Origin of the sequence: Pelagicoccus mobilis, from assembly GCF_016595505.1 — a bacterium.
Lineage (GTDB): Bacteria > Verrucomicrobiota > Verrucomicrobiia > Opitutales > Opitutaceae > Pelagicoccus > Pelagicoccus mobilis.
Window position 1 is genome coordinate 1 of record NZ_JAENIL010000033.1, and the last position, 22867, is coordinate 22867.

Consider the following 22867-nt stretch of genomic DNA (forward strand, 5'->3'; position numbering starts at 1 on the left):
AAGCACGCTCCCACAAATAAAGCAAAAGCCCTGCCTCCTGGATTAGGAAGCAGGGCTGTGTAGTTAAACTTTTAGTACGCTAAGCACTTACTTGGCGCGCTTCTCCTCGATGGCTGCTTGTGCAGCTGCGAGGCGAGCGACTGGTACGCGGAATGGCGAGCAGGATACGTAAGCGAGGCCAACGTTGTGGCAGAACTTAACGGATGCTGGGTCACCACCGTGCTCACCACAGATACCGAGCTTGATGTCTGGGCGAGTCTTGCGTCCCTTTTCAATCGCAGTTTCGACGAGCTGGCCAACGCCTGTTTGGTCGATAGATGCGAATGGGTTAGCGGAGAGAATTTCTTCTTCCTGGTACTTGCCGAGGAAAGAACCTGTGTCGTCACGAGACATGCCCAAGCAAGTCTGAGTGAGGTCGTTGGTTCCGAAAGAGAAGAACTGTGCTGTTTCAGCGATCTCGTCAGCGGTGAGGGCACCACGAGGAACTTCGATCATTGTACCAACAGAGTAAGTGAGCTTAACGCCCTTCTTCTCTTCAACTTCCTTAGCAACGCGGTGAACGATCGCAGTCTGGATATCGAGCTCCTTCTTGAAGCCGACGAGTGGGATCATTACCTCTGGACGTGCCTTGATGCCCTTCTTCTCAACCTGAGCGGCTGCTTCGAAGATCGCACGTGCCTGCATTTCAGCGATTTCTGGGTAGCTGATAGCTAGACGGCAACCACGGAAACCAAGCATTGGGTTGAACTCGTGGAGGTCTGCAACGCGCTGCATGATAGTCTCAACCTTGATGCCGAGCGTGCGAGCGAGGTCCATTTGCTGCTCCTTCGTGTGAGGGAGGAACTCGTGGAGAGGTGGGTCCAAGAGACGGATTGTCGCTGGGAGACCCTTGAGTGAGCGGAAGATGCCCGCGAAGTCCTTACGCTGGTAAGGGAGGAGCTTCTTGAGTGCCTTCTGACGACCTTCGAGAGAGTCGGCGAGGATCATCTGACGCATTGCGTCGATACGGTCGCCTTCGAAGAACATGTGCTCTGTACGAGTGAGGCCGATACCAACCGCACCGAACGCGATCGCGTTCTTTGTTTGAGCTGGAGTGTCGGCGTTAGTGCGAACTTGGAGGCGAGTTGCCTTTTCACACCAGCCCATGAGCTTCACGTAGTTCTGGTACTTTTCAGTCTTCTGAGCAGCCTTCTTGTTGTTGAGGAGGCCGTCGATGATTTCTGAAGGAGCAGCCTTGATTTCGCCTGCGTAAACCGCACCGGAAGTTCCGTCGATGGAGAGGTAATCACCTTCCTTGAACTTCTGCTTACCAACTGTGAGGATCTTCTTGTCGTAGTCGATTTGGAGCTCAGCCGCGCCACAAACACAAACCTTACCCATTTGACGGGCAACGAGTGCAGCGTGAGAAGAAACACCACCACGAGCGGTGAGGATACCTTCAGCAGCGATCATACCGCGGAGGTCTTCTGGAGAAGTCTCAACGCGAGTGAGGAGAACCTTTTCGCCGCGAGCTTCTGCGTCAACCGCGCGCTCTGCGTTGAAGTAGATCTTACCGGAAGCCGCGCCTGGACCAGCTGGGAGACCAGTAGCGATTTGCTTGGCCTTCTTTACGTCAGCGAGGTCGAAGATAGGAGCGAGGAGTTGGTCGAGCTGGTCAGCTGGGTTGCGGAGTACCGCAGTTTCCCAGTTGATGAGACGCTCCTTAACCATGTCGATGGAGAACTTGAGAGCGGCAGCAGCTGTACGCTTACCGTTACGAGTTTGGAGCATGTAGAGCTTACCTTCCTGGATGGTGAACTCAACGTCCTGTACGTCCTTGAAGTGCTTCTCGAGCTTCTTGCGAACCTGGAGGAGCTCCTTGTAGGACTTCGGCATTACTTCCTGAAGCTCTGCAACTGGGTTTGGTGTACGAACACCAGCAACAACGTCTTCACCCTGAGCGTTAACGAGGAACTCACCGTAGAATTCGTTCTCGCCGTTCGCTGGGTTACGAGTGAATGCAACACCGGAACCTGAAGTTTCGCCAGTGTTACCGAAAACCATCGCCTGAACGTTAACAGCAGTACCCCACTCAGCAGGGATGCCGTACTTCTGGCGGTAAACCATCGCGCGGTCGTTCATCCAAGAACCGAATACCGCACCAGCTGCACCACGGAGCTGCTCCCATGGATCTGTTGGGAAGCCCTTGCCAGTGCGAACCTTGACGAGCTCCTTGAAACGCTTAACGAGCTCTTGTTGGTCCTCAGCTGTGAGGGAAGAGTCGATAACGTCCTTGCCGTACTTCTCGTGCTTGAAGCCTTCGATTACGCCTTCGAAAGGCTCGATGTCTTCGTCTGGTCCAGCTTGTACGCCGAGAACAACGTCTCCGTACATTTGGATGAAGCGGCGGTAGCAATCCCAAGCGAAGCGTGGGTTGTCAGTTGCCTTGGTGAGAGCTTCGACGGAATCGTCGTTGAGGCCGAGGTTGAGGATGGTGTCCATCATACCTGGCATAGAGTCACGAGCACCAGAACGTACCGCTACGAGGAGAGGCATGCCGTCGGTCGCGCCGAACTTTGTGCCCATTTCCTTTTCCATCTTAGCGATGGCAGTTTCCATCTGGGACTGGAGGGATTCTGGGTAAGTGCGGCCGTTGTCGTAGAAGTAAGTACAAACTTCTGTAGTAACAGTGAAGCCTGGAGGAACTGGGAGGCCGATGTTGGCCATCTCGGCGAGGTTCGCACCCTTGCCGCCGAGGAGGTTTCTCATAGTAGCGTCGCCGTCAGTCTTCTGACCGAACGAGTATACGTACTTTACGTTCTTCTTTGCCGCTGCCTTACGAGGAGCTTTCTTAGCTGCCTTTTTAGCGGGCTTACGTACAGCCTTCTTGGCTGCGGTTGCGCGTTTCGCTGTCTTTTTGGATGCCATACTTCGATAGCTTGGGTTTTGCGATGTTGATTATGAAAGACGCTGAATTGCCTCTTCCCAGTTTCGAAAAGGGGTTTCACATAGTGATGGGGGAGCGTGTGTCAACGGGAATGCTGCCTAGGGAGGAGCTCGAACGATAGAGGGACGCATTCAGAGGGGCTTTACCGTTAAACTTGCGATTGCTTAAAAGTGGGAGCGATTTGCGATTGCCCACGCCGATCCAGTCGCGCAATAAGGTCCGTTTTCCCAAGTTTTCCATGAGCGACATCGTTCCAAAAGATTCCGATAAAGAGCCCGAAGAGGATGACCTCGACATGTACGGTGAAGATTCCGTGGATGACGATCTCGACTTCTTCAATGACGATTCGGATGACGAAGACATGGATTGGGCGGACGACCCGAAGAAGATGGGCTTCCTCGATCATGTGGAGGAGTTGCGCTGGACGCTGATCAAACCGTTGGCGGTTCTCTTTGTCACTTTCGTGCTCACGATCGTATTCATCCAGCATGTGAAGGACGTGCTGATGTTCCCGTTGAACCAAAACTACTCGCCTGAGCAGATGGAGGTTTTCAATGGCTTGGCGACTCGTAATCCGACCGGCGTATTCACGGCGATGCTACACATCGGTTTGTTGACGGGCATAACGGTCGCCTCTCCGGTATTCCTCTTTTACATCGGTAAGTTTCTTTCTCCCGCGCTTACTAAGAAGGAGAAGAAACTGCTCCTGCCAGGGTGTTTCAGCGCTTTCTGCCTGTTCTTGATGGGGTGTTCGTTCGCGTTTTTCCTGCTGCTGCCCAAGGCGATAGAGGTGACGATGGCGTTTAACAAGATGATGGATTTCCAGATCATCTGGTCGCCGGACAGCTATTTCGGGTTTATCACATGGATCGTGATCGGAATGGGCGTTTCCTTTCAGTTCCCGTTGATCGCGGTGGTGCTGGTTTATCTGGATGTGGTGAGTTTGGAGAAGCTGCGTTCGCTCCGCCGGATTTGTATCATCTCCTTCTTTATTCTCGCGGCCGTTCTTACTCCGCCGGATCCCGTGACTCAGGTCATGATGGCTTTGCCGATGATTGTTCTCTACGAGGTTTCGCTAATCGTTGCGGGAGTTCTCCTAAGGAAACGTAAAGCCCACGAAGAGGCGGATGAGGAAGACGCCTAGTCGCGTAAATTCGAGGTTAATACTTAGGTAAAGATTTTCGAAGAACTTCGCTCGCTTGGTTGATCTTAGCGGCAGGCCCATTAGGCTGAATAAGTGCTAGGACAAGTTTCTAGAAATTTACTCATGCTTCGGTTCGGTTTCACAGGACTAAACCGTTTTCGGTTGTTTGGACTTGTCGTGTTCCTTGTCTCGTTTTGTTCGCTGCAGGCGAAAACGCGGCCACTTGATCTCGATCTCGAGAGGTTGCAATTCGATTGGTTCGAAGAAAGCGAGACCTTCGCGAGCATCGCGGTGATCGATGTGCTTCAAGACCATCGGGGGTTTGTTTGGGTCGGGACTCGGGACGGGATATACCGCTACGACGGTCGTCGGTTTTTACGGTATCGTTCGGGGGCCAACGAGCGTCGCGAACTGCCGCACAATCGGGTCAATACGTTCTACGAGGACTCGAACGGTCGATTGTGGGTAGGCTTGCAGCGGGGTGTTGTGTTCTACGACCCGGACTTGGATGTTTTCGTGCCTTGCGAGATCGAGTGGTACAATGGGAGTGTGAGCGGATTCGCTGAAACGTCCAAGGGTGAGCTTCTCGTTCTGGGGGAGGCGTTGGGACTGGGGCGTCTGGAGGAGGATGGTGTTTTCCGTAGGCTTGATCTTGAGATTCAAGGGCGGGCCAGCGTTTTGTTGCTCGATGACGAACTGGGATTTTTGATCGGTGGGGAACGCGGTATCCAGATCGTGGATGACGACTTGAACATCGTGGGCTCGTTTGGGGAAGGCGCTGAGTTCTTGAAGCAGCGAAAATCGTTTGTGAGGGCTTTGGCACGAGTCTCGCCGTCGAGCTTTTGGGTTGGTACGAATCAGGAAGGGTCTTGGATCTTGGATTTGGAATCTGGCGACTTTCAGAAGGTTCCAGCGAAGCGAAAAGACGAAGATTTGGTAGGGACAGTCACGGTCCATGAGAATGGCGATGTGTTGGTTGGGACGACTGCGGGAGTGACTATTTTTTCACCTGAAGGTGAACGGAAAAAGATGTATCGAAACGTTGGTTACAGTACTGCGTCAATTCAACCGGGGACGGTCTATGCGTTGTCGACTGATCGGCAGGGGAATCTGTGGGTAGGGACTTCGCGCGGCGGTTTGAGTGTCGTGCGTAACTCCAAGGCTTTTTCGGGGATTGATCAGAATAGTCCAATTCCTCTCTCCAAGCGGAAAGTGACAGCTATCCTGAAAGATTCTTCTGAGCGGCTTTGGGTTGGGTACCACAATGAGGGGGTGGATGTCTTGGATTTTTCTTTGTCTTCTAGGACCTATCTTGATCCGCATGAAGACGTTTCGGGAGGTCTTGGGCGAGGCTCCGTGTGGGACATCGTTGAGACGGCCGATGGTCACATTTGGATTGGCACAAATCGGGATGGCTTAGCGAAATTAGAACCCGGGCAACGCAAATTTCAGAAATTCGTGCCCGATGAGAAGGGGGGGAATTCGATCCAAGGCTACGATGTGCGAGTCATTCTCCCGGATCGGAAAGGGAATTTGTGGTTAGCTGTTCATGGGAGAGGTTTTGACTACTTGGATCGGGAGAGTGGCGAGTTCACGAACTATGAGAATCCGTTGAGCGAATGGGTTGAGGATCTGGCTCTCGATGCGAATGGCGATTTGTGGATTGGTTCGGCGAACGGACTGAGTCTGCTAAAGGAGGGGGCGTCTACTTTCGTGGATTTCACGCACGACGCTGCTGATGAAACAAGCTTAAGCGACGGTCATGTGGTTTGTCTCTATATCGATTCTTCGGATACGCTTTGGGTGGGAACGAAAAATGGGCTCTGTTCCATGAACCGCGAAGTCGGAGAGTTTAAGCGCTACAGTTTGGCAGAGGGATTGCCGGGGGCCTCGATTCGTTCAATAAATGAATCAAGAGACAATGAGCTATGGGTCGCGACCTCAGAAGGCTTAGCTCGATACCAAAAATCGTCCGATTCTTTTAAAGCCTTTCATAAGTTTGATGGATTGCTGTCTGATCAATTTGTCGAGCGGTCGAAGTTTCTTGGGGACGATGGTTTGTTCTATTTTGGGTGCGAAAAGGGGATCGTGAAATTTCGTCCTGAAGAGATTGAGGTGAGTAACGAGGCCCCTGAACTGGTGATTACGGGGATCAGCGTTCAGCACGTTAATCAAGATAGCTACGGGAGGGAGGGGGACGTTTTGCCTCGAACGCCATTTACTGCGTCTGAAATCGTTTTGCCTCCTGGTAACAATATCTTGGGGATTGAGTTTGCGGCTCTGGATTATTTGAGCGCGGGGCGAAATGAGTTCGAATATATGCTCGAAGGCTTTGACGAGGATTGGGTGGCGAACGGGCAACGAGCCGACTGTTTTTATACGAATATGCCGCCGGGCGACTATCTGTTTCGAGTTCGGGCGAGCAATAGCGATGGCGTTTGGAACGAAGCGGGCATTTCTCTGCCGCTGCGCCTGTTGCCTTTTTTCTGGCAGACTTTATGGTTCAAGATCGCTGTCGTCGCTTCCCTGATACTTTTGGTGATTGGGATTGTTCGGATGAGGCTAGCGACCTTGGCGGGGCAGAAGGAGCGACTTCAGAACACGGTGTCGGAGCGTACTAAGGATCTTGAAGATGCTCTAAAGGCTCTGGAATACCAGAAGGCTCAGACCGAGGACCAGAATTTGGAGTTGATCGATCACCGGGAGAATTTGGAGGAGTTGATCACGCAGAGGACTTTTGAGCTACAGGTAGCCAAGGAAAAGGCGGAGGAATCGGATCGCTTGAAGTCGGCCTTTCTCGAGAACATTTCACATGAGATTCGGACTCCGATGAATGCGATCATCGGGTTTGTGAATGTGCTTCGGGGTGGGGCTTGCGAAGAGGAAGAGAAAGAAGAATATCTCCAGATCATCGAAGAGAACGGGGAGTATTTGACGACGATGATCGACAACATCATTGAACTCTCATTACTGGAGTCTCAGAAGGTGGCTCTTATGCCTGTCGCCACTCACTTGGGGCAGTTCTTTGAGAAGTGGAATTCGTATTTGCTGACCGAGCTGGAAAGACAGGACAAGCAAGAGATCACGGTATCTTTCAGTCCTCAGGAAGACTTGGATCCGGAGACGTTTGTGGAGGTTGATTGTGCCCGTTTGGATCAGATTATGGGCCAGTTGCTTGAGAACGCGATCAAGTTCACGGATCACGGTACGATCAGCCTAAGCTATGAAGTGAGTAAGGGAGCTACGGATACGCTCATGATTGCTGTCGAAGATACAGGAGTGGGAATACCGCAGGAAAAGCTGAATTCGGTCTTTAATCTGTTTCGGAAAATAATCGGAGAAAAGAAACGGCTCTACCGGGGAACTGGACTGGGCTTGGCGATTGTAAAGCGTGTGGTCGATTTGATGGAGGGTGAGATTCGGGTGGAATCTGAAATCGAAAAAGGGACGCGGTTTATTTTACGAGTGCCCCTTTCGCAGCCTTTTGTGGACACGCCAATCGAGCAACTGAGCGAAGAGGCGTAGAGTGTCTATTTGAATCCGCGAAATGAAAAAGCCGCTACCCATTTGGGGGATAGCGGCTCGAAAGGGAGTGTGGAGGACTAGCTTAAAATCCAGCCGTCTGGGTATTCCTTGGTCAGATACTGGTTCGCTTCTGGAACGTTGGTGATCTTCATGGCCTTGGCATCGTACTCGATACGGCGTTGGGCGCGCATGGCCACATTTCCGAGTAGCGCCATTTCGGTGAGTCCAGAGGCGTATTCGAAGTCTGAGCACGGTGTGAGTTCCCCGCGAATGCCATCGGTCCAGTTCTTTTGGTGAGTACCTTTAACACGTGGCAAGGTGCGTGGTGGTAGGTTGGACTTCATTGCACGGAACTTAGCGTCTGGGAGAATGCGCACGACCTTTCCGTAGGTGTCGGAGTAGATGTAGGCGTGCTCGCCGTAAATGATCGTGCCTCCGCCCTTGTCGTCGTAGACTGAGGCTTCGAGTCCCTCAGGGATCGGTGGAATGAGTCCGCCTTCGTACCATCGGTAGGTGACTGGTGAGAGTTTACCACGGCGTGGGAATTCGAAGGTGACCATGGCGGAGCTCGGTGAACTGTAATCGTTGAACGCAGTGGTGGTCGCGGAAATCGCAGTCGGCATGCCCAGATTGAGCGCCCAGTAGGGTACATCCATAATATGGCAAGCCATGTCGCCGATCGCTCCGCAGCCGTAGTCCCACATCCCGCGCCAATTAAATGGGTGGATTGAGGGATCGTAAGCTCGTCGAGGCGCCACTCCCTGCCAGACGTCCCAATCAAGGGAGTCAGGTTTGACCGGAATCGCCTTTGAGTGATCAGGAGCTTTGATGCCCTGTGGCCAGATGGGTCGGTTGGTCCAGGAGACGATCTCTTTTACGTCGCCGATTACGCCGGCTTGGATCCATTCGTAGACCAGTCTTTGACCTGCGTTGGACTTTCCTTGATTGCCCATCTGGGTGACGAGCCCGGACTTTTTAGCGGCTGCATCGATCCAGCGTGCTTCCTCGACAGTGTGAACGAGTGGCTTTTCGCAGTAGACGTGAATGCCGAGGTTCAGGGCGGAGCGAGCGATCGGGTAGTGCATGTGGTCGGGCGTCGAGATGACCACGCCATCGATCTTGTCCGCCATTTCCTCGAACATCTTGCGGTAATCGCTGTACCACTTCGCTCCCTTGGAGTTTATCTCTTCGAGTACCTCACCGAAAACCTTTGGGGTCCACGGGTGAGTTACGGTAGCCTCGACATTGGCCATGTCGACGTCACAGAGAGCGACGATGTTTTCGTTGCGGAGTGGGACGATCGAAGACGCTCCTTTTCCTCCCACTCCCACGAACGCTATGTTTAGCTTTCCGTTCGCTGATTGCTTGCTTTTGGCGATCGAGAAGCGGGGCAGAGCAAAAAGCCCGGCTGCAGAGGTCGCTCCCTTGACGAAGTTTCGACGATTAATTCCTGATTTTTCCACGATTCGTATTCTTTCTTTTTGGGGGTAATTCAGTTATTTCTGTCGGACTAGGTAGCGCCCAATTAGGCACGGAGCAAATCGGAATGTTCCCTACCTACCTCTAACAAAAGAAAGATGATACAAATCGAAGATTTGTCCTATTTTACAGCGGTCGGAATCAGCGGTGGATCAAATGCTAATTTGGAATTCACCACGAGCAATGAGCTCGCCTAGAGCTCGCGAAGCGTTTCGCAGAGGATTTCGCTCGCTCTGTCGATTGCTCCTTGCTCGTGAGCGGTCGAGATGAAGTTCGCCTCGTACTTCGAAGGAGGCAGGTAGACGCCTTTCTCGAGGCAGGTGTGGAAGTACTTGTTGAAGCGATCCGTGTCGGTGGCCGTTGCGTCGTCGAGCGTGTCGACCCGCTTTTCGCTGAAGTAGACGCAGAACATGGAGCCGACTTGGGGCACTTGGAGAGGGAGTCCGATCTCGCTGGCGGTCGAAGCGATCGCGGATGCGATCTGTTTTCCCATCTTGTCGAGGCGAGAGTAGGCGTCGCCCTCGAGTAGGAGCTTGAGCGAGGCGATGCCTGCAGCCATGGCGAGTGGATTGCCGCTTAGCGTGCCGGCTTGATAGACGGGACCCAGTGGCGCGAGGTGGTCCATTATCTCTGCTTTCCCCCCGAGCGCTCCTACTGGGAGGCCTCCGCCGATTATCTTACCGAGGGTCGTAATGTCGGGGGTGATGCCAACGTGCTCTTGTACGCCGCCTGCGGATACGCGGAACCCGGTCATGACTTCGTCGAATATCAGGACGGAGCCGTGTTTGGTACAGAGGTCGCGTAGCCCTTGCAGATAGCCGTCGGTTGGGAAAATCAGACCGACGTTCGCCGGAAATGGCTCTAGGATGATTCCAGCTATTTGATCTCCAAAATTGGAAAAGGCTTCTTCGACTTTTGAAAGGTCGTTGAAGGGGAGGACTATGGTCTCTTCCGCCAGTTTTTCTGGAATCCCGGCGGAGTCTGGTTTGCCGAGTGTAAGCGCGCCTGAGCCGGCTGCGATGAGTAGGCTGTCGACGTGGCCGTGGTAGCAGCCAGCGAACTTGATTATCTTGTTTCGCTTTGTGTATCCGCGAGCAAGGCGGATGGCGGTCATGGTCGCTTCCGTTCCCGAATTTACCATGCGGACCTTCTCGACGGAGGGAACCATCTTGATGATGAGCTCCGCCATTTCGACTTCGTAGGGATTTGGTGTGCCGAAGCTGGTGCCGTTGTTGAGCGCTTCGGCAATGGCGTCGCGGATGACGGGGTGGTTGTGCCCGTGGATGGCTGGCCCCCAGGTGCAGACGAAGTCGATGAGCTCTTTGTCGTCTGCGGTGGTGAGGGTGGCTCCCTCTGCCTTTTTTGTGAAGAAGGGGGCTCCGCCTACGGAGCGGAACGCGCGGACGGGCGAGTTTACGCCGCCGGGAATGAGTTCTTGGGCGCGGGTGAAAAGATCGTTCGAAATTGTCATTTCGATAGGTGTTTAGGTTTTAGCTATTTAGGCTTTAGGAAGAAACGTTGATGGAGTCTGGAAGCTCGACCTAAAGCCTATGCACCTAACTCCTATTTACCGAGGCGGAACGCCTAGGAGACGTAGCGTTGCACGATGGGGATGCGGCGGCCTACGCCGAAGGCGAGAGGAGTGAGTTTGAGGCCGGGAGCGGCTTGCTTGCGTTTGTATTCGTTGAGATCGACCTTGCGTATCATGTCTTTGACTACGTCGGGATCGTATCCTTGCTCGATGAGGTCCTTAGTGGACATTCCTTTTTCGACGTATCCTTCGAGGATGCCGTCGAGAATGTCGTAGGGAGGGAGACTGTCTTCGTCTTTCTGGTCGGGGCGGAGCTCGGCGCTGGGCGGCTTCTCGATGGTATTGACCGGAATTGTCGGTTTGTCGCGGTTCATGAATCGCGAGAGCTCGAAAACCTTAGTCTTGGGAAGGTCGCTGATCACAGCGAGCCCGCCGCACATGTCGCCGTAGAGCGTGCAGTAGCCTACTGCGAGTTCGGATTTGTTGCCGGTGGTGAGGAGGAGTGCTCCGAGCTTGTTGGAGAGGGCCATGAGAAGCAGGCCGCGAGCGCGGGCTTGTATGTTTTCCTCGGTGACGTCGCGACCGTAGCCGGCGGTAAGTGGGGAGAGGGTGTCTTCGGCGGAGGCGACGATGTCGGCGATGGCGACGGTATGGAAGTCGATGCCTAGGTTTTCCGCGAGATCCTTGGCGTCGCTCTTGGAGTGATCGCTGGAAATGGCGGAGGGCAGGCTTACGCCGGTGACGTTTTCGGGGCCGAGGGCTTTGGCGGCGATGGCGGCTACCACGGCGGAGTCGATGCCGCCGGATAGGCCGATGAGGGCCTTTTTGAAGCCGCTTTTGTGCACGTAGTCGCGTAGGCCGAGCACGAGAGCGTCCTCGATGTTGTGCATGAGTTCCTGGCGGAAGGTTTCGGCGAGGCTGGCTGTCGTTGATTCTAGGTCGACGACTGCTTGGTCGGCCGCGAAAGCGGAAAGGCCTGAGATAATTTGTCCTTGAGAATTGGATACCATGCTGCGGCCGTCGAAGATGAGCTCATCGTTTCCGCCAACTGCGTTCACGTATACCGTGGGGCAACCGCAGGCTTTGGATGCGGCTGAGACGAGGCCTTCTCTCTGTTCTCCTTTGCCTCCCCAGTGCCAAGGGCTGGCTGAGAGGTTGATGTGAAGGTCGAGGTTTTGCTCTTTGAGGTATTCGACGGGGGCGTGTGGATAGCGCTCGCGAGAGATATCCGTGTTTCCCCAGATGTCCTCGCAGATGGTGACGCCGACTTTCTGGTCTTGCCAGGTGAAAACTAGAGGCAGGTCTGCTGGCTCGAAGTAGCGGTCTTCGTCGAAGACGTCGTAGGTGGGGAGGAGCGACTTGCGCCCGATTTGCTGGATTTTTCCGTTTTGGCAAAAGGCGGCGGAATTGAAGAAATCGCGGCCTGACTGGGTTTCGTTTGCTTCGACGAATCCGATGACGGCGGGGGCGTCGCCGATTTGATTGGCGATTTGCTCTAGGCTCGCAAGTTGGTCCGGCACGAAGCGGCGTTTGAAGAGCAGGTCGCGCGGAGGGTAGCCGCAGACTGCGAGTTCTGGGTAGACGACGAGTTCGGCGCCCTGCGAGACGAGCGATTGGTAGGCGTCGAGAATGAGTTTTTGGTTGCCGGCGAGGTCGCCAACGGTGGTGTTTATCTGAGCGAGTCCGATCTTCATGGGTGCGAAGCGAGAGATTGCAACAGCCTTGGGCTCAAGGGCAAGCGCGAGAATCGACTCTGTGACGCTGCCGCTCGATTTGCGGGGAGGATGTGTCGGTGTTTAACGAAAGAGGAGGTAAGTCGCGTGGTTCGGTGGCTGGATTGCGTAGACCCTAGGAGGCGAGGTCGCTTTCGTTTTTGAGTTTTAGCTGACCGCAGGCGGCGGCGATGTCGTGCCCTTTTTCGCGGCGAATGGTGACTGAGACGCCTCGGTTGCGGAGACGGTTGTAGAAAGTGTCCTGGCGGGCGATCGAAGGCCGTCGCCAATCGAGTCCGTCGACTGTGTTGTAGGGGATGAGATTGACGTGCGCCTTGAGGTCGAGGGCGATCTTTATGAGGGCGTCGGCTTGTTCGAGGGTGTCGTTGATTTCCTCGATGAGGATGAACTCGAGGGTGATCATGCGGCCCTTGGTCTGGGCGTATTTTTGGATGGCGGGTAGGAGTTTTTCGAGCGGGTACTTACGGTTGACTGGCATTATCTGGTCGCGGACCGCGTTGGTTGCCCCATGCAGGGAGACGGCGAGTCGGAATTGCTCTGGCTCGTCGGCGAGCTCCTCGATCCGTGGCACGACTCCGGAGGTGGAGATGGTGATGCGGCGAGCTCCGAAATTGAGGCCCCAGTTTGCGTTCAGGATGCGTAGGGCGGGCAGGAGGTTTTTGTAATTGGCCAGGGGTTCGCCCATGCCCATGACGACGATGTTGTCGAAGGAGGCGATTTCTTCGGAGGCGCGTTCTGTGGTCGCGTCTTCTTGGTGGCAGACGTGGATGAGCTGGGAGACGATTTCGCCGATGGAGAGGTCTCGTTTCCAGCCAGCGAGTCCGGATGCACAGAATTTGCACCCGTAGGCGCAGCCGACTTGGGTGGAGATGCAGATGGTTTTGCGGGAGTTTTCTTGCCCGACGCTGATCTGAGGGGCTCGAATGACCACGGTTTCGACCATTGCGTTGTCGCCCATCTGGAGGAGAAGCTTCTCGGTCTCGTCGGCGGATTCTTTGGCGAGGACGCGTTTGGAGGGAGCGATTTCGAAGGTGTTGTCGAGTTTTTCGCGGAGGGATTTGGGGAGGTTGCTCATGGCGTCCCAGGACTTGGCCCGTTTTTTGTAGAGCCATTCGAGGACTTGCTTGGCGCGGAACTTGGGTTCGCCGAGCTCTTCGAAGCGAGCTTGGAGGCTGTCGAGCGTTTCGCCGTAGATGGGTGGCTTTTCCGGAAGGTACTTCATGAAAGGTGTGGATGGTGAAGGGGGAATGGCGAAAGGGGAAGTCTGGGTTGCGAGTTTTGTTGGGGAGTGGTTTCGGCTTGCGGATAGGGGGCGGTGGATAAGTGTAGGCGGCGGTGAGTTTGATACATCGCTACATTTTTAAAAACGTTTTTGCCTCCTGCTTCGCGTCGGTGGCTATGTTTGCGTTTCTGATCCTGACGATGAGCATGGTGAAGGACATGCTCAATTTGTTGGCGGAAGGGCAGCTGACGTTTGGGGCGTTTTTCAGGCTGACTTGGCTGTTGCTGCCTTTTGTATTCGTTTACGCGCTACCGATGGGGTTTATCACGGGTGTGCTTCTGACGATGGGGCGTTTGTCGGCGGAGAATGAAATCACGTCGTTGCGAGCGGCTGGTGTGAGCGTGATTCGGCTTTCCAGTTCGGCGTTTCTTTTGGCGATCCTTGGCACGACTGCGTCGTTGGTAGTGAATTTCTACTACGGTCCGCTGGCCAAGACGCAGTACCGCCAGGAGCTGAAGAATACGATCCAGACGAATCCGCTAGGGTTCATCGTGGAGAAAACGTTTGTGCGGGATTTTCCGGGATCGGTAATCTACGTGGGAAAGAAGGAGGCGGAGATGCTCTACGACGTTTGGATTTGGAAGCTGAACGAGCAGAGTCAGGTGACGTCTTTTGCGAGAGCGGAAAAAGGGAAGTTCGCTTTTTTGGAGAATAGCGCGGAGCTTCAGCTCGATGCGGAGCAGGTGACCATCGAGCACCGCGATGAGGAGGACCCTGAGAATTTCAGGACCAAGAATTTCTTTCCGGGCTCGGCGGCGAGGTTTCCATTCTCTTTCTCTTTGGAGAAGATCCTAGGGCGTGAGACCTTGGCTCGGAAGCTGACTTGGATGACGTTTGACGAGTTGCAGCGCGAGGTCGCGAGCTACCAGGAGATTGCGGAGAGCTCGACAGGGGAGGTTCGCGAGGAGGCTCTACGGAACATGCTGAAAGCGAAAATGGTGTTCCACAAGAATTTCGCCATGGGCTTTGCGGTGCTGTCGTTCGCGTGTATTGCGATCCCTCTTGGTTTGAAAACCTCGCGCAAGGAGACCTCGGCCAATCTAGGGTTGGGGGTAGGGATGGGGCTGCTCTACTATCTCGCGATGATCTCGATCGATTGGCTGGATGGGAAGCCGGAGCTTAGGCCTGAACTGCTTTTTTGGATACCGAACCTGGCTTATCAGACGGTGGGTGTATGGCTGTTCTTGCGTGCGGACCACGGCAAGAAAGCGAAGAGCTAGTTTACAACGAGAATAAGCAGGGGCAGCTTGCCGCCTGAGTTGCCGGCCGCTTGGACGGTTGGATGTCCCTTGCTGGCTAGCACTGTCATGTCGGTGAGGGTTTTGGAGTCTTTTTTCCATTGGGCGGAAAGCCGGTATTTGCCGCCTTCGTTGGAGAGGTAGGAAACGGTCACCTTTTGGCCTCCGGGGAAGGATATTGTTTGGGTGCCGTTTAGGCGTAGCTTGAAATTTCCTGTTCCTTGTTGCTTGAAGGTGTCGAATGGGAAGGCGCGAATCAGTCGGCGTTCGTATTGTTTGAGCGAGGCGTCGACGCCTTGGCCTTCGTTGGAGGCTAGGATGAGCGTGGCGCTGACCGATGCGTCTTGGGCGCTGGAAACAGTGGAGAAGAGTGAAGTGGCGAGCACGACGATGGCTAGTGTTGCGAGTTTTGGAATGCGGATGTGTTTCATGAGACGAGGTCGGCTAAGTGTTTCTGGATTGTTTTTCTCGCGTTGAAAAGTCGGGACATGACGGTGCCGGTTTTTACCTGCAGTTCGGTGGCTATTTCTTCGTAGGTGAGGCCTTCGATTTCCCGCAGCTGAAGAGCGGTACTGAGTTTTTCGGGAAGCTTGGCTAGTGCGTCTTCGATTCGAGATTGGAGTTCTTTTCTCTCAAGGTTACGAACTTGCTCAGGGGATGCAACGGGAGAAGCTTCGTTGTTCGCTGCGTTTTCGAGGAACTCTTGCTCCGAGGCGGATTCTCGGCTGTTGTTTCGTTTGCGGATGAGATCGAGGGCGGTGAAGGTGGTGATGCGGTAGAGCCAGGAGGTGAAAGCGGAATCCCCACGAAAGCTGGAGAGCTTTTTCCAGACTTTGACCCATGTGAGTTGGGCGACGTCTTTGGCGTCTTCTTCAGACTTTGTCATGCGAAGCGCTTGTCCGTAGACTTTGTCGTAGTGAAGGGAGACGAGCTGGTTGAACGCGTTTTTGTCCCCTTCTTGCGCCTGTATGACAAGCACATCTGTCGTTTCGTCTGGTGTCACCTCGCTGTTGTTATTGCGGGCGAGTCTTGTGTGTTTGCGCCGGCATTTGCGAGTTTAGACGTCGCTTCTTCTAATTTATTCATCGCTGCTCGTTAGAATCGGCGAGCGGTGATGCGTTTCACTGCGGATAGGGTCGCTGTGACGTGCATGGCGATGCGAGTCTTGATCGGCAAGGAGCTTGGAGTTTCTGTTGTTAGATGTATGTGTTTGTTTTTCGAATACAGGAGAAAGGCTTCGGGCCAATCTTCCCGTGACTCGATGGCGCCTTCGATGGGGCGACTAATGAGTCCGTCTTGAGCGGGTGAATCGTCGATTTCGGGAGCTAAATCGATTGGACCGGAGTTTTGGGTGTCGTCTAGAATGTCGCGAAACACGGGATCATCTGGAGAAGGGGAGACGGCGTACATGTAAAATCCGGAAGATTCCCAATCTTCGTGGAGGGCGACGCTGAGGTCGAAGGGGGGGAGTGTATCGATGAATTGTTTAGCGGCTAGGGTTTCCGGGTTTTTGGGGGTGCGGAACTCTCGATTGAGGTCGTCGCCTTGCGCGTTTTCACGTGTTTGAGTGACGAATCCGGTTGGATTAACGAGGGGAAGGATGCTGATTTGGATTTCGCGGGGGAGCAGGTCTCTTTTGAGAATCTCGAGTAGAGCCAATGGTCCGGCCGGTTCGTCGCCATGCACGCCTGTTGATAGGTAGAGGTGGAAGTTGCGGGGGGGCGTTTGTTGAGAAGGGCGTGTCAGCCCGATGATCGGATATGACTCGACCTTGCCAAGGGGAGTGGAAGTGAAGCCGGCGGCGGTTGCAGCAGCTTCGATTTCTTCAAGGAATTCTAAGGGAGCGATCATGGAGAAATCCGATTTTTCACAGTTGTTTTTTAAGGTTTCACGGGGCTTAGACGATTTAGGCTTGGTTTATGCGGCGATTAGGCCGGATTTAAATCTTTAAACTTCTGCCTGAATCTGAAAAACGGTCCCTTTCTCAACTCTACACCCTTATGAAAATTTGTTGCTTAGGAGCTGGCTACGTTGGTGGCCCAACGATGGCTATGATCGCCTACAAGTGCTCGGATATTACCGTTACTGTAGCCGACATCAACGAAGCGCGAATCAACGCTTGGAATTCTGATGAACTGCCGGTTTTTGAGCCAGGCTTGGATGATGTCGTGAAGGCGGCTCGTGGTCGTAACTTGTTTTTCACTACGGATAAAGTGACCGCCATCAAGGAGGCCGACATCATTTTCGTTAGCGTTGGCACCCCGACCAAAACCTACGGAGCGGGGGCTGGTAAGGCAGCCGACCTCAAATACATCGAACTCTGTGCTCGGGATATCGCGGAACATTCGGACCGCTCTAAGATCGTTGTTGAGAAATCGACTCTCCCGGTTCGTACGGCTCAAGGCTTGAAGACGGTTCTTTCCGCTAATACTCGCGAAGGTATCGATTTCCAGGTGCTTTCGAATCCGGAGTTCCTCGCTGAAGGTACCGCAATCGAGGATCTGGAGAATCCAGATCGTGTATTGATTGGGGGTGAAGAGGAAACCGAGGCGGGGCGTGCTGCGATTGAAACGTTGGCCAAGGTTTACGAGTACTGGGTGCCGCGCGAAAACATCATCACGACCAATCTTTGGTCTTCTGAGCTATCGAAGTTGGTGGCGAACGCGTTCCTGGCTCAGCGTATTTCTAGCATCAACTCGATTTCCGCCCTTTGCGAACGCACTGGGGCAAATGTTGACCAAGTCGCTTACGCGATCGGGCGTGACTCGCGAATTGGTCCGAAGTTCCTGAAGGCATCGGTTGGGTTTGGCGGATCCTGTTTCCAGAAGGACATCTTGAACCTTGTTTACCTCTGCGAGTATTTCGGCCTTCCGGATGTGGCTGCGTATTGGGAACAGGTGATCATTATGAACGACTGGCAAAAGAGCCGTTTCTCGCAGAAGATCGTTACCACTCTATTCAACACCGTTAACGGGAAGCGTATTGCGATGCTTGGCTTCGCATTCAAGAAAGACACCAATGATACTCGCGAGACTGCGGCGATGTACGTCGGGCGGGATTTGCTCGACGAGCAAGCTGTATTGGCGGTTCACGATCCGAAGGTGTCGCGTGAGCAGATTTTCAAGGATTTGAAGGAGTCCGAGACGGATGCGGAGGGTAACCCCAATCCGCTTGTCGATATTTGCGACGATCCTTACGAGGCTGCCAAGGGGGCGCACGGTTTGGCGGTTATGACCGAGTGGGATTCGTTCAAGGACCTGGACTACAAGAAGATCTATGAGGGGATGTATAAGCCCGCGTTTATCTTTGATGGGCGAAACATTCTCGACCACGAGGCTTTGCGGGAGATCGGATTCGAAGTCTTTGCCATAGGTGGCAAATAGCCCTTCTCCTTCAGCCTATTTTTTAGATGGCGAACTCTTTTCGGAGGGTTCGTCTTTTTTTGTGAGGTTAGGCAGGGGATTGTAAAAGGAAATGTAAAATCGGCTGGAGATAGTCCCACGTATCTTAGGTTTCGCGATAGTGAGTCGATGAGGTTCAGAAGCGAATGCCTCTCGCCTAATACCTATCACTATGCTACTTAGTCTCCTCTTCTTGATCATTCTCGCCGTTCTTGCCTATCAGACGAAAAAGGTGGTTCTGCCTGCGATCGTCTTTGGCGTGCTCAAGGCGATCTCCTCTTGCTTCTTCATCGTAGCTGAGTCCGAGCTAAGCTACGACACGATCGGACTGCTGGCAGGTTCACAATTGCTCGCCAACGGATTGCTTGGCACCGCAATTGCCTATCTGGTGGTAAAGCACTCTCAAGACTGGAAGTTCGCGATTCTGACAACCGTGCTCGCGATCGTCACGTTTATGACGAGCGCAATCGATCCGATCATTGCCGCCTAACGGCTAGAGCTATTTCTAGCTCGATTTTGCTACTTTCTTGGCGGCCTTTTTGGCCGCTTTTTTTGCGCCCTTTTTCGCAGCTCGAGGAGGGAACTCGAACTTGGTTTGGCCGCTGGCTTGGAGGACTAGGTAGGCGTCGAATGGGCGTTTGGTGCGTTTGGACCAGAACTTGTCGAGTAGGTCGGTCTTTCCGTCGGTCAGAAGTTTGATGACCTGCTCCCTAGGGATCTCACGATCGAGAATCTTTCGGCTGACTCGTATAGGTGTGGTTTCCTTGTCTCCATCGACGACGCGAACGATGTAAGCGGCAGGAGTTTCGAACAAATCCCCTCCGGTTCGCGGACATTTCGCGACGGGCTCAAGCGTTGAGAAGTCGATGGATCCGCTTCCGTTTTCACCGCCTTCACCATTGCCGAAGTCGAACTTGACGCGGTGGGTGTCGGGGTCGAGGTAGAGGTTCGCGCTGTAGTGTTTGCCAGATTTCGAGCGGAAGCCGTCGATGGGGCCGACTCGGCCCTTTTCGGTAAGCTCGCGTAGCTCTTCCATCTTCATCTTGCGATTGCCGATGATCTTGTAGATCGCAAATCGTGTATCCTTCTCGCCTTCTTCAGGCTTCTTGTCGCCTTTGGTTTTGTAGGCGCGCATGGATTCGAAGAGCGGCTGCCCGTCGATGGGAGACTTTAGATCGCTAGGAAGTAGATCTTCGTCGTTTTCTTGGAAGCTTTTGATGCTTTCGACGACGGTTTTTGTCATGTCGACGATCTCCTTCAGGAAGATCTTTCGATCGAGCTCTCCGTTTTCGATCTTGTGGAGCTTATATTCCCACTCGCCGGTGAGCTCTGGCTTGGTGAGGGCCTCCGCGTTGATGCAGGTCAGGAACTCGAGGAGCGTTTCGGCTTTAGGCGTTGGGCAAAGGGCACGGTGGTCGCGTTCGAGGTAGCGTTCCGCGATGAGGCGTTCGATGATTTGGGCTCGAGTGGCTGGAGTGCCGAGTCCGCTTTCCTTCATCGCGTCGGCCAACTCGTCGTCTTCGACCAGTTTTCCAGCTCCTTCCATCGCAGACAGGAGGGTGGCTTCCGTGTAGCGTGGGGGCGGTTTGGTTTCTTCGCTTAGAGTTTCGTAGCTCTCAACCTGTGCGGTGGCGGGTGATCCGTCTGCATCCGAAAGAGCGGGAAGGGTGTCGTCTACGCCGGCGACTGTGACGCTTTTGCCGTAGACTTCCAACCAACCTGGGGAGACGAGAACCTTACCTTCTGTTTTGAAGTTATGCCCTTGGACTTCACTGATTCGTGTTGTGACGTCGAATTCCGCGCTTGGGTAGAAAATGGAAATGAAGCGACGGCAGATCATGTCGAAGATCTTGGCTTCGTCGTCGTTAAGCTTCTTGCGTGAATCAGCCGTCGGAATGATTGCAAAGTGGTCGGAGATCTTCTTGTTGTTGAAGATTCGCTTGTCCGCTGGGTTTACCCAGTTTTTGGATACAGGGCGGGTCGCTACTTCGCCGAAGAGGTCTTCGAGGCTGCTCAGAGTGGTGCGTACCGTTTCAGGATAATCTTCCGGGAGTGCCCGCGAATCGGTACGCGGGTAGGTGATCATCTTGTGTTTTTCGTAGAGAGACTGGGCGAGTTGAAGAGTGCGGCGTGCCGAGAAGCCGAATCGGTTGTTCGCTTCCCGCTGCAGGGTGGTCAAATCGTAGAGACGTTGTGAGGCTTGGCGCGACTTTTTCTTTTCCTCGGAGACATTGGCGCTAGGGGACCCTTCGAGCGTCGCGGCGATTTGCTTCGCCTCTTCTTCTGTCCAAATACGGTCGATGCGGTCGTGCTCGTCGTCGCCTTTCTTGAAGTTCGGCTTTTGGTAGACGCCTTGGTAGCTGCCATTTGTGATGCCGAAATCGGATACGATGCGCCAGTACGGGCGAGGCTTGAAGGCGAGGATGAGTTTTTCGCGTTCGACTACGATCGCGAGGGTCGGTGTCTGGACGCGTCCGACTCCGGCGACATTGCCTGCTCGGGATCCGTAGAGTCGTTTGGTGACGCCGCGAGTACAGTTGATGCCGATGAGCCAGTCTGCTTCCGAGCGAGATTGAGCGGCGTCGGCGAGTTGCTGCATTTCTTCACCTTCGCGTAGTTGCTCGAAGGATTTGCGGATGGCTGTCGTCGTCATGGATAGCATCCAGAGTCGCTTTACCGGCAGCTTGGACTTCGCCATCTTATAGACGTAGGAGAAAATGAGTTCACCTTCGCGACCCGCGTCACAAGCGTTGATGACAGTGCCGATGTCGTTCCGCTTCATTAGCTTGCGGATTGCCTTGAATTTCGACTCGGTCTTTTCGATTGGCTTGAGCTTGAAGGTCTTGGGGATGATTGGAAGGTTGGCTAAACGCCAAAACGCGTCGCGCTTGTCGTAATCTTCCGGCATACAGAGCTCTACGATGTGGCCGACGGCGGAGGTGATCACGTAGTCGTCGCTCTCGAAATACTCGTCGTGTTTGGCGAATTTTCCGCCGACTGCTTTGCAAAGGTCGCGAGCTACGCTCGGTTTTTCCGCGATGACGAGTGACTTCATTATATATAGAGTAGATTGATAAATGTGCTCGGGCCGCTGGGTGGCTCGACGGGAAATTGGATTGTTTGAGGCGTAGCCTGCCGGAAGGCGGCCAATTTCGGGTCGATGGGGACAAATTTGGGAGCTTGCAAGTACAATTTTGGTGAACCCTTCTGACTACGTAGCTCAGGAAAGGGCGAGAATGGAATGCTGGCGATTGGTCTTGGCGAGCGTCTGACAGGTCTCTAAGCATTGCTCGTTTATGTCATTTCTTCCCCTCTTAACTTCGAAGTTTTCCCTCGGCGAATGAGCAGCAGCAACACGAAGCGGCTTTTAACGCAGTTGGAGGAATTCGCGGTCGAAGTGGTAAATGACCGGCGTCGCGGGAAGCGGGCTGTGGCTTTCAAGATCTTCCTCCGAGCGCTCTCGATGATTTACGCCTCATTGATACATTTGCGTTTCTTTCTTTATGGGAACCGAATCCTGAAGGACCAGCCATTGGGGTGTCTGGTTGTGGTGGTGGGAAATCTGACCGTCGGGGGGACGGGAAAGACTCCTGTCGTGGAGAAGTTCGCCCGTTCGCTTCACAACCGAGGACGGAAAGTGGCGATTTTGAGCCGCGGCTACAAGAGCAAGGACATCAGGAAGGAGGGGTTCGGCGATAAGCTCTGGAGGACCTACGTAACGGGAGGGGAGCCGCCTCCTCCGAAAGTGGTCAGTGATGGGCAAAGATTGTTGCTTGATTCCGAGCATGCGGGCGATGAGCCGTTTATGTTGGCTAAGAATCTCCCCGGCGTAGTTGTGTTGGTAGACAAGGACCGTGTGAAAAGCGGATCTTACGCGATTCGGAAATTTGGCTGCGATACGCTAATTCTCGACGACGGGATGCAGTACTTGCCTCTGAAGGGAAGGCTGAACCTCTTGCTGGTCGACAAGAGCAATCCGTTTGGAAACGGCAAGATGCTTCCGCGTGGGATTTTGCGTGAGCCGATCCGGCACCTGAAACGAGCGTCTTATGTTTTTCTCACGAAATCGGATGGCCGGCCAGACCCGGAGCTCGACGCGTTGATTCAGAAGCACAATCCAGGAGTGGATGTGATCGAATGCGCTCACCGCCCTCAGTTTTTGCAGGAGGTGAATGGGGAGGGGCGTCTCGAGCTCTCGGAATTGAAGAACCGCCGGATAGGTGCATTCAGCGGAATTGCGGTGCCACAGAGTTTTGAGGGATTCTTGCGAAATTTCGGAGCGAACCTGCTCTATACGCGTCGATTCATGGATCATCATAGATTCGATGCGAATGAGTTGCTTGAGATCGTGGATGAGGCCAAGGCGGCGGGACTGGATTTCATCGTTACGACCGAAAAGGATGCAGTGCGTATCCCGGATACTATTTCGTTTTCAATTCCTCTCTACTACCTTCGCTTGGAGATCGACATCATGCGCGGGGCTGAGGATTTCGAAGAGGCGGTGTCTCGAGTCTGCTTTACCGAGAAAGTAGAGCGTAAACTTACTGTCTAGCTTTGCTGAATCGCAGCTAAATCGTTGCATCCTGCACAGAAATGCATTCGTAGAGG

15 protein-coding genes are annotated in these 22867 nt (G+C 53.9%); 6 read left to right on the plus strand and 9 right to left on the minus strand.

What is annotated here, in order from left to right:
- Window positions 1-87 precede the first annotated feature (87 nt).
- Entirely contained in the window at window positions 88-2907 is a 2820-nt protein-coding gene (gene ppdK / locus JIN87_RS17155; protein ID WP_200356824.1) for a pyruvate, phosphate dikinase, read from the minus strand.
- Window positions 2908-3164: 257 nt separating this feature from the next.
- On the opposite strand from ppdK, the gene tatC reads away from it, so the two are divergent.
- Both tatC and JIN87_RS17165 read left to right on the plus strand, forming a co-directional pair.
- Window positions 3165-4070, plus strand: a complete 906-nt coding sequence (tatC, locus tag JIN87_RS17160) for a twin-arginine translocase subunit TatC (protein WP_200356825.1) — start codon at window positions 3165-3167, stop codon at window positions 4068-4070.
- 123 nt (window positions 4071-4193) lie between these two features.
- Entirely contained in the window at window positions 4194-7595 is a 3402-nt protein-coding gene (locus tag JIN87_RS17165) for a ligand-binding sensor domain-containing protein (protein WP_200356826.1), read from the plus strand.
- 77 nt (window positions 7596-7672) lie between these two features.
- On the opposite strand, the gene JIN87_RS17170 is transcribed toward JIN87_RS17165, so the two are convergent.
- The 4 genes from JIN87_RS17170 to rlmN all read right to left on the minus strand — a co-directional run bounded on the left by JIN87_RS17170 (window position 7673) and on the right by rlmN (window position 13560).
- Window positions 7673-9058, minus strand: coding sequence for a Gfo/Idh/MocA family protein (locus JIN87_RS17170; protein WP_200356827.1), 1386 nt, complete (start codon window positions 9056-9058; stop codon window positions 7673-7675).
- Between the two features lie 209 nt (window positions 9059-9267).
- On the minus strand, window positions 9268-10545 hold the full coding sequence (hemL, locus tag JIN87_RS17175; RefSeq protein ID WP_200356828.1) for a glutamate-1-semialdehyde 2,1-aminomutase: 1278 nt from the start codon (window positions 10543-10545) through the stop codon (window positions 9268-9270).
- A 113-nt stretch (window positions 10546-10658) separates the two neighbouring features.
- Complete coding sequence (locus tag JIN87_RS17180; RefSeq protein WP_200356829.1) at window positions 10659-12299, minus strand: NAD+ synthase; 1641 nt, start codon at window positions 12297-12299, stop codon at window positions 10659-10661.
- 154 nt (window positions 12300-12453) lie between these two features.
- The gene (gene rlmN / locus JIN87_RS17185) at window positions 12454-13560 is read right to left on the minus strand and encodes a dual-specificity RNA methyltransferase RlmN (RefSeq protein ID WP_200356830.1); all 1107 of its coding nucleotides are present in this window, start codon (window positions 13558-13560) and stop codon (window positions 12454-12456) included.
- Between the two features lie 113 nt (window positions 13561-13673).
- Here rlmN and JIN87_RS17190 point away from each other — a divergent pair, with 113 nt between their 5' ends.
- Entirely contained in the window at window positions 13674-14840 is a 1167-nt protein-coding gene (locus tag JIN87_RS17190) for an LptF/LptG family permease (protein ID WP_200356831.1), read from the plus strand.
- Here the strand turns inward: JIN87_RS17190 and JIN87_RS17195 are convergent.
- The 3 genes from JIN87_RS17195 to JIN87_RS17205 form a co-directional block, all read right to left on the minus strand.
- On the minus strand, window positions 14837-15289 hold the full coding sequence (locus JIN87_RS17195; RefSeq protein WP_200356832.1) for a hypothetical protein: 453 nt from the start codon (window positions 15287-15289) through the stop codon (window positions 14837-14839). The two genes, JIN87_RS17190 and JIN87_RS17195, sit on opposite strands and share 4 nt — an antisense overlap.
- Window positions 15286-15861, minus strand: coding sequence for a sigma-70 family RNA polymerase sigma factor (locus tag JIN87_RS17200; protein ID WP_200356833.1), 576 nt, complete (start codon window positions 15859-15861; stop codon window positions 15286-15288). Before JIN87_RS17200 ends, JIN87_RS17195 begins: the two co-directional genes overlap by 4 nt.
- A gap of 92 nt (window positions 15862-15953) precedes the next feature.
- Window positions 15954-16709: a M14 family metallopeptidase gene (locus JIN87_RS17205; protein WP_200356834.1), complete on the minus strand. Its 756-nt coding sequence runs from the start codon at window positions 16707-16709 to the stop codon at window positions 15954-15956.
- A gap of 149 nt (window positions 16710-16858) precedes the next feature.
- Between JIN87_RS17205 and JIN87_RS17210 the strand changes: the two genes are divergently transcribed.
- Together JIN87_RS17210 and JIN87_RS17215 are read left to right on the plus strand one after the other, a co-directional pair.
- Entirely contained in the window at window positions 16859-18241 is a 1383-nt protein-coding gene (locus JIN87_RS17210; RefSeq protein WP_200356835.1) for a UDP-glucose 6-dehydrogenase, read from the plus strand.
- A gap of 190 nt (window positions 18242-18431) precedes the next feature.
- Window positions 18432-18749 (plus strand): hypothetical protein, encoded by a 318-nt coding sequence (locus JIN87_RS17215; RefSeq protein ID WP_200356836.1) that lies wholly within the window; start codon window positions 18432-18434, stop codon window positions 18747-18749.
- Between the two features lie 15 nt (window positions 18750-18764).
- On the opposite strand, the gene JIN87_RS17220 is transcribed toward JIN87_RS17215, so the two are convergent.
- Window positions 18765-21314 (minus strand): DNA topoisomerase III, encoded by a 2550-nt coding sequence (locus tag JIN87_RS17220; protein ID WP_200356837.1) that lies wholly within the window; start codon window positions 21312-21314, stop codon window positions 18765-18767.
- A 285-nt stretch (window positions 21315-21599) separates the two neighbouring features.
- Here JIN87_RS17220 and lpxK point away from each other — a divergent pair, with 285 nt between their 5' ends.
- On the plus strand, window positions 21600-22811 hold the full coding sequence (lpxK, locus tag JIN87_RS17225) for a tetraacyldisaccharide 4'-kinase (protein WP_200356838.1): 1212 nt from the start codon (window positions 21600-21602) through the stop codon (window positions 22809-22811).
- Window positions 22812-22867 lie beyond the last annotated feature (56 nt).

Coding starts and splice junctions, on each gene's coding strand:
- ppdK (WP_200356824.1), bottom strand. CDS start 2,907: ATGGCATCCAAAAAGACAGCGAAACGCGCAACCGCAGCCAAGAAGGCT.
- tatC (WP_200356825.1), top strand. CDS start 3,165: ATGAGCGACATCGTTCCAAAAGATTCCGATAAAGAGCCCGAAGAGGAT.
- JIN87_RS17165 (WP_200356826.1), top strand. CDS start 4,194: ATGCTTCGGTTCGGTTTCACAGGACTAAACCGTTTTCGGTTGTTTGGA.
- hemL (WP_200356828.1), bottom strand. CDS start 10,545: ATGACAATTTCGAACGATCTTTTCACCCGCGCCCAAGAACTCATTCCC.
- JIN87_RS17180 (WP_200356829.1), bottom strand. CDS start 12,299: ATGAAGATCGGACTCGCTCAGATAAACACCACCGTTGGCGACCTCGCC.
- rlmN (WP_200356830.1), bottom strand. CDS start 13,560: ATGAAGTACCTTCCGGAAAAGCCACCCATCTACGGCGAAACGCTCGAC.
- JIN87_RS17195 (WP_200356832.1), bottom strand. CDS start 15,289: ATGAAACACATCCGCATTCCAAAACTCGCAACACTAGCCATCGTCGTG.
- JIN87_RS17205 (WP_200356834.1), bottom strand. CDS start 16,709: ATGATCGCTCCCTTAGAATTCCTTGAAGAAATCGAAGCTGCTGCAACC.
- JIN87_RS17210 (WP_200356835.1), top strand. CDS start 16,859: ATGAAAATTTGTTGCTTAGGAGCTGGCTACGTTGGTGGCCCAACGATG.
- JIN87_RS17215 (WP_200356836.1), top strand. CDS start 18,432: ATGCTACTTAGTCTCCTCTTCTTGATCATTCTCGCCGTTCTTGCCTAT.
- JIN87_RS17220 (WP_200356837.1), bottom strand. CDS start 21,314: ATGAAGTCACTCGTCATCGCGGAAAAACCGAGCGTAGCTCGCGACCTT.
- lpxK (WP_200356838.1), top strand. CDS start 21,600: ATGAGCAGCAGCAACACGAAGCGGCTTTTAACGCAGTTGGAGGAATTC.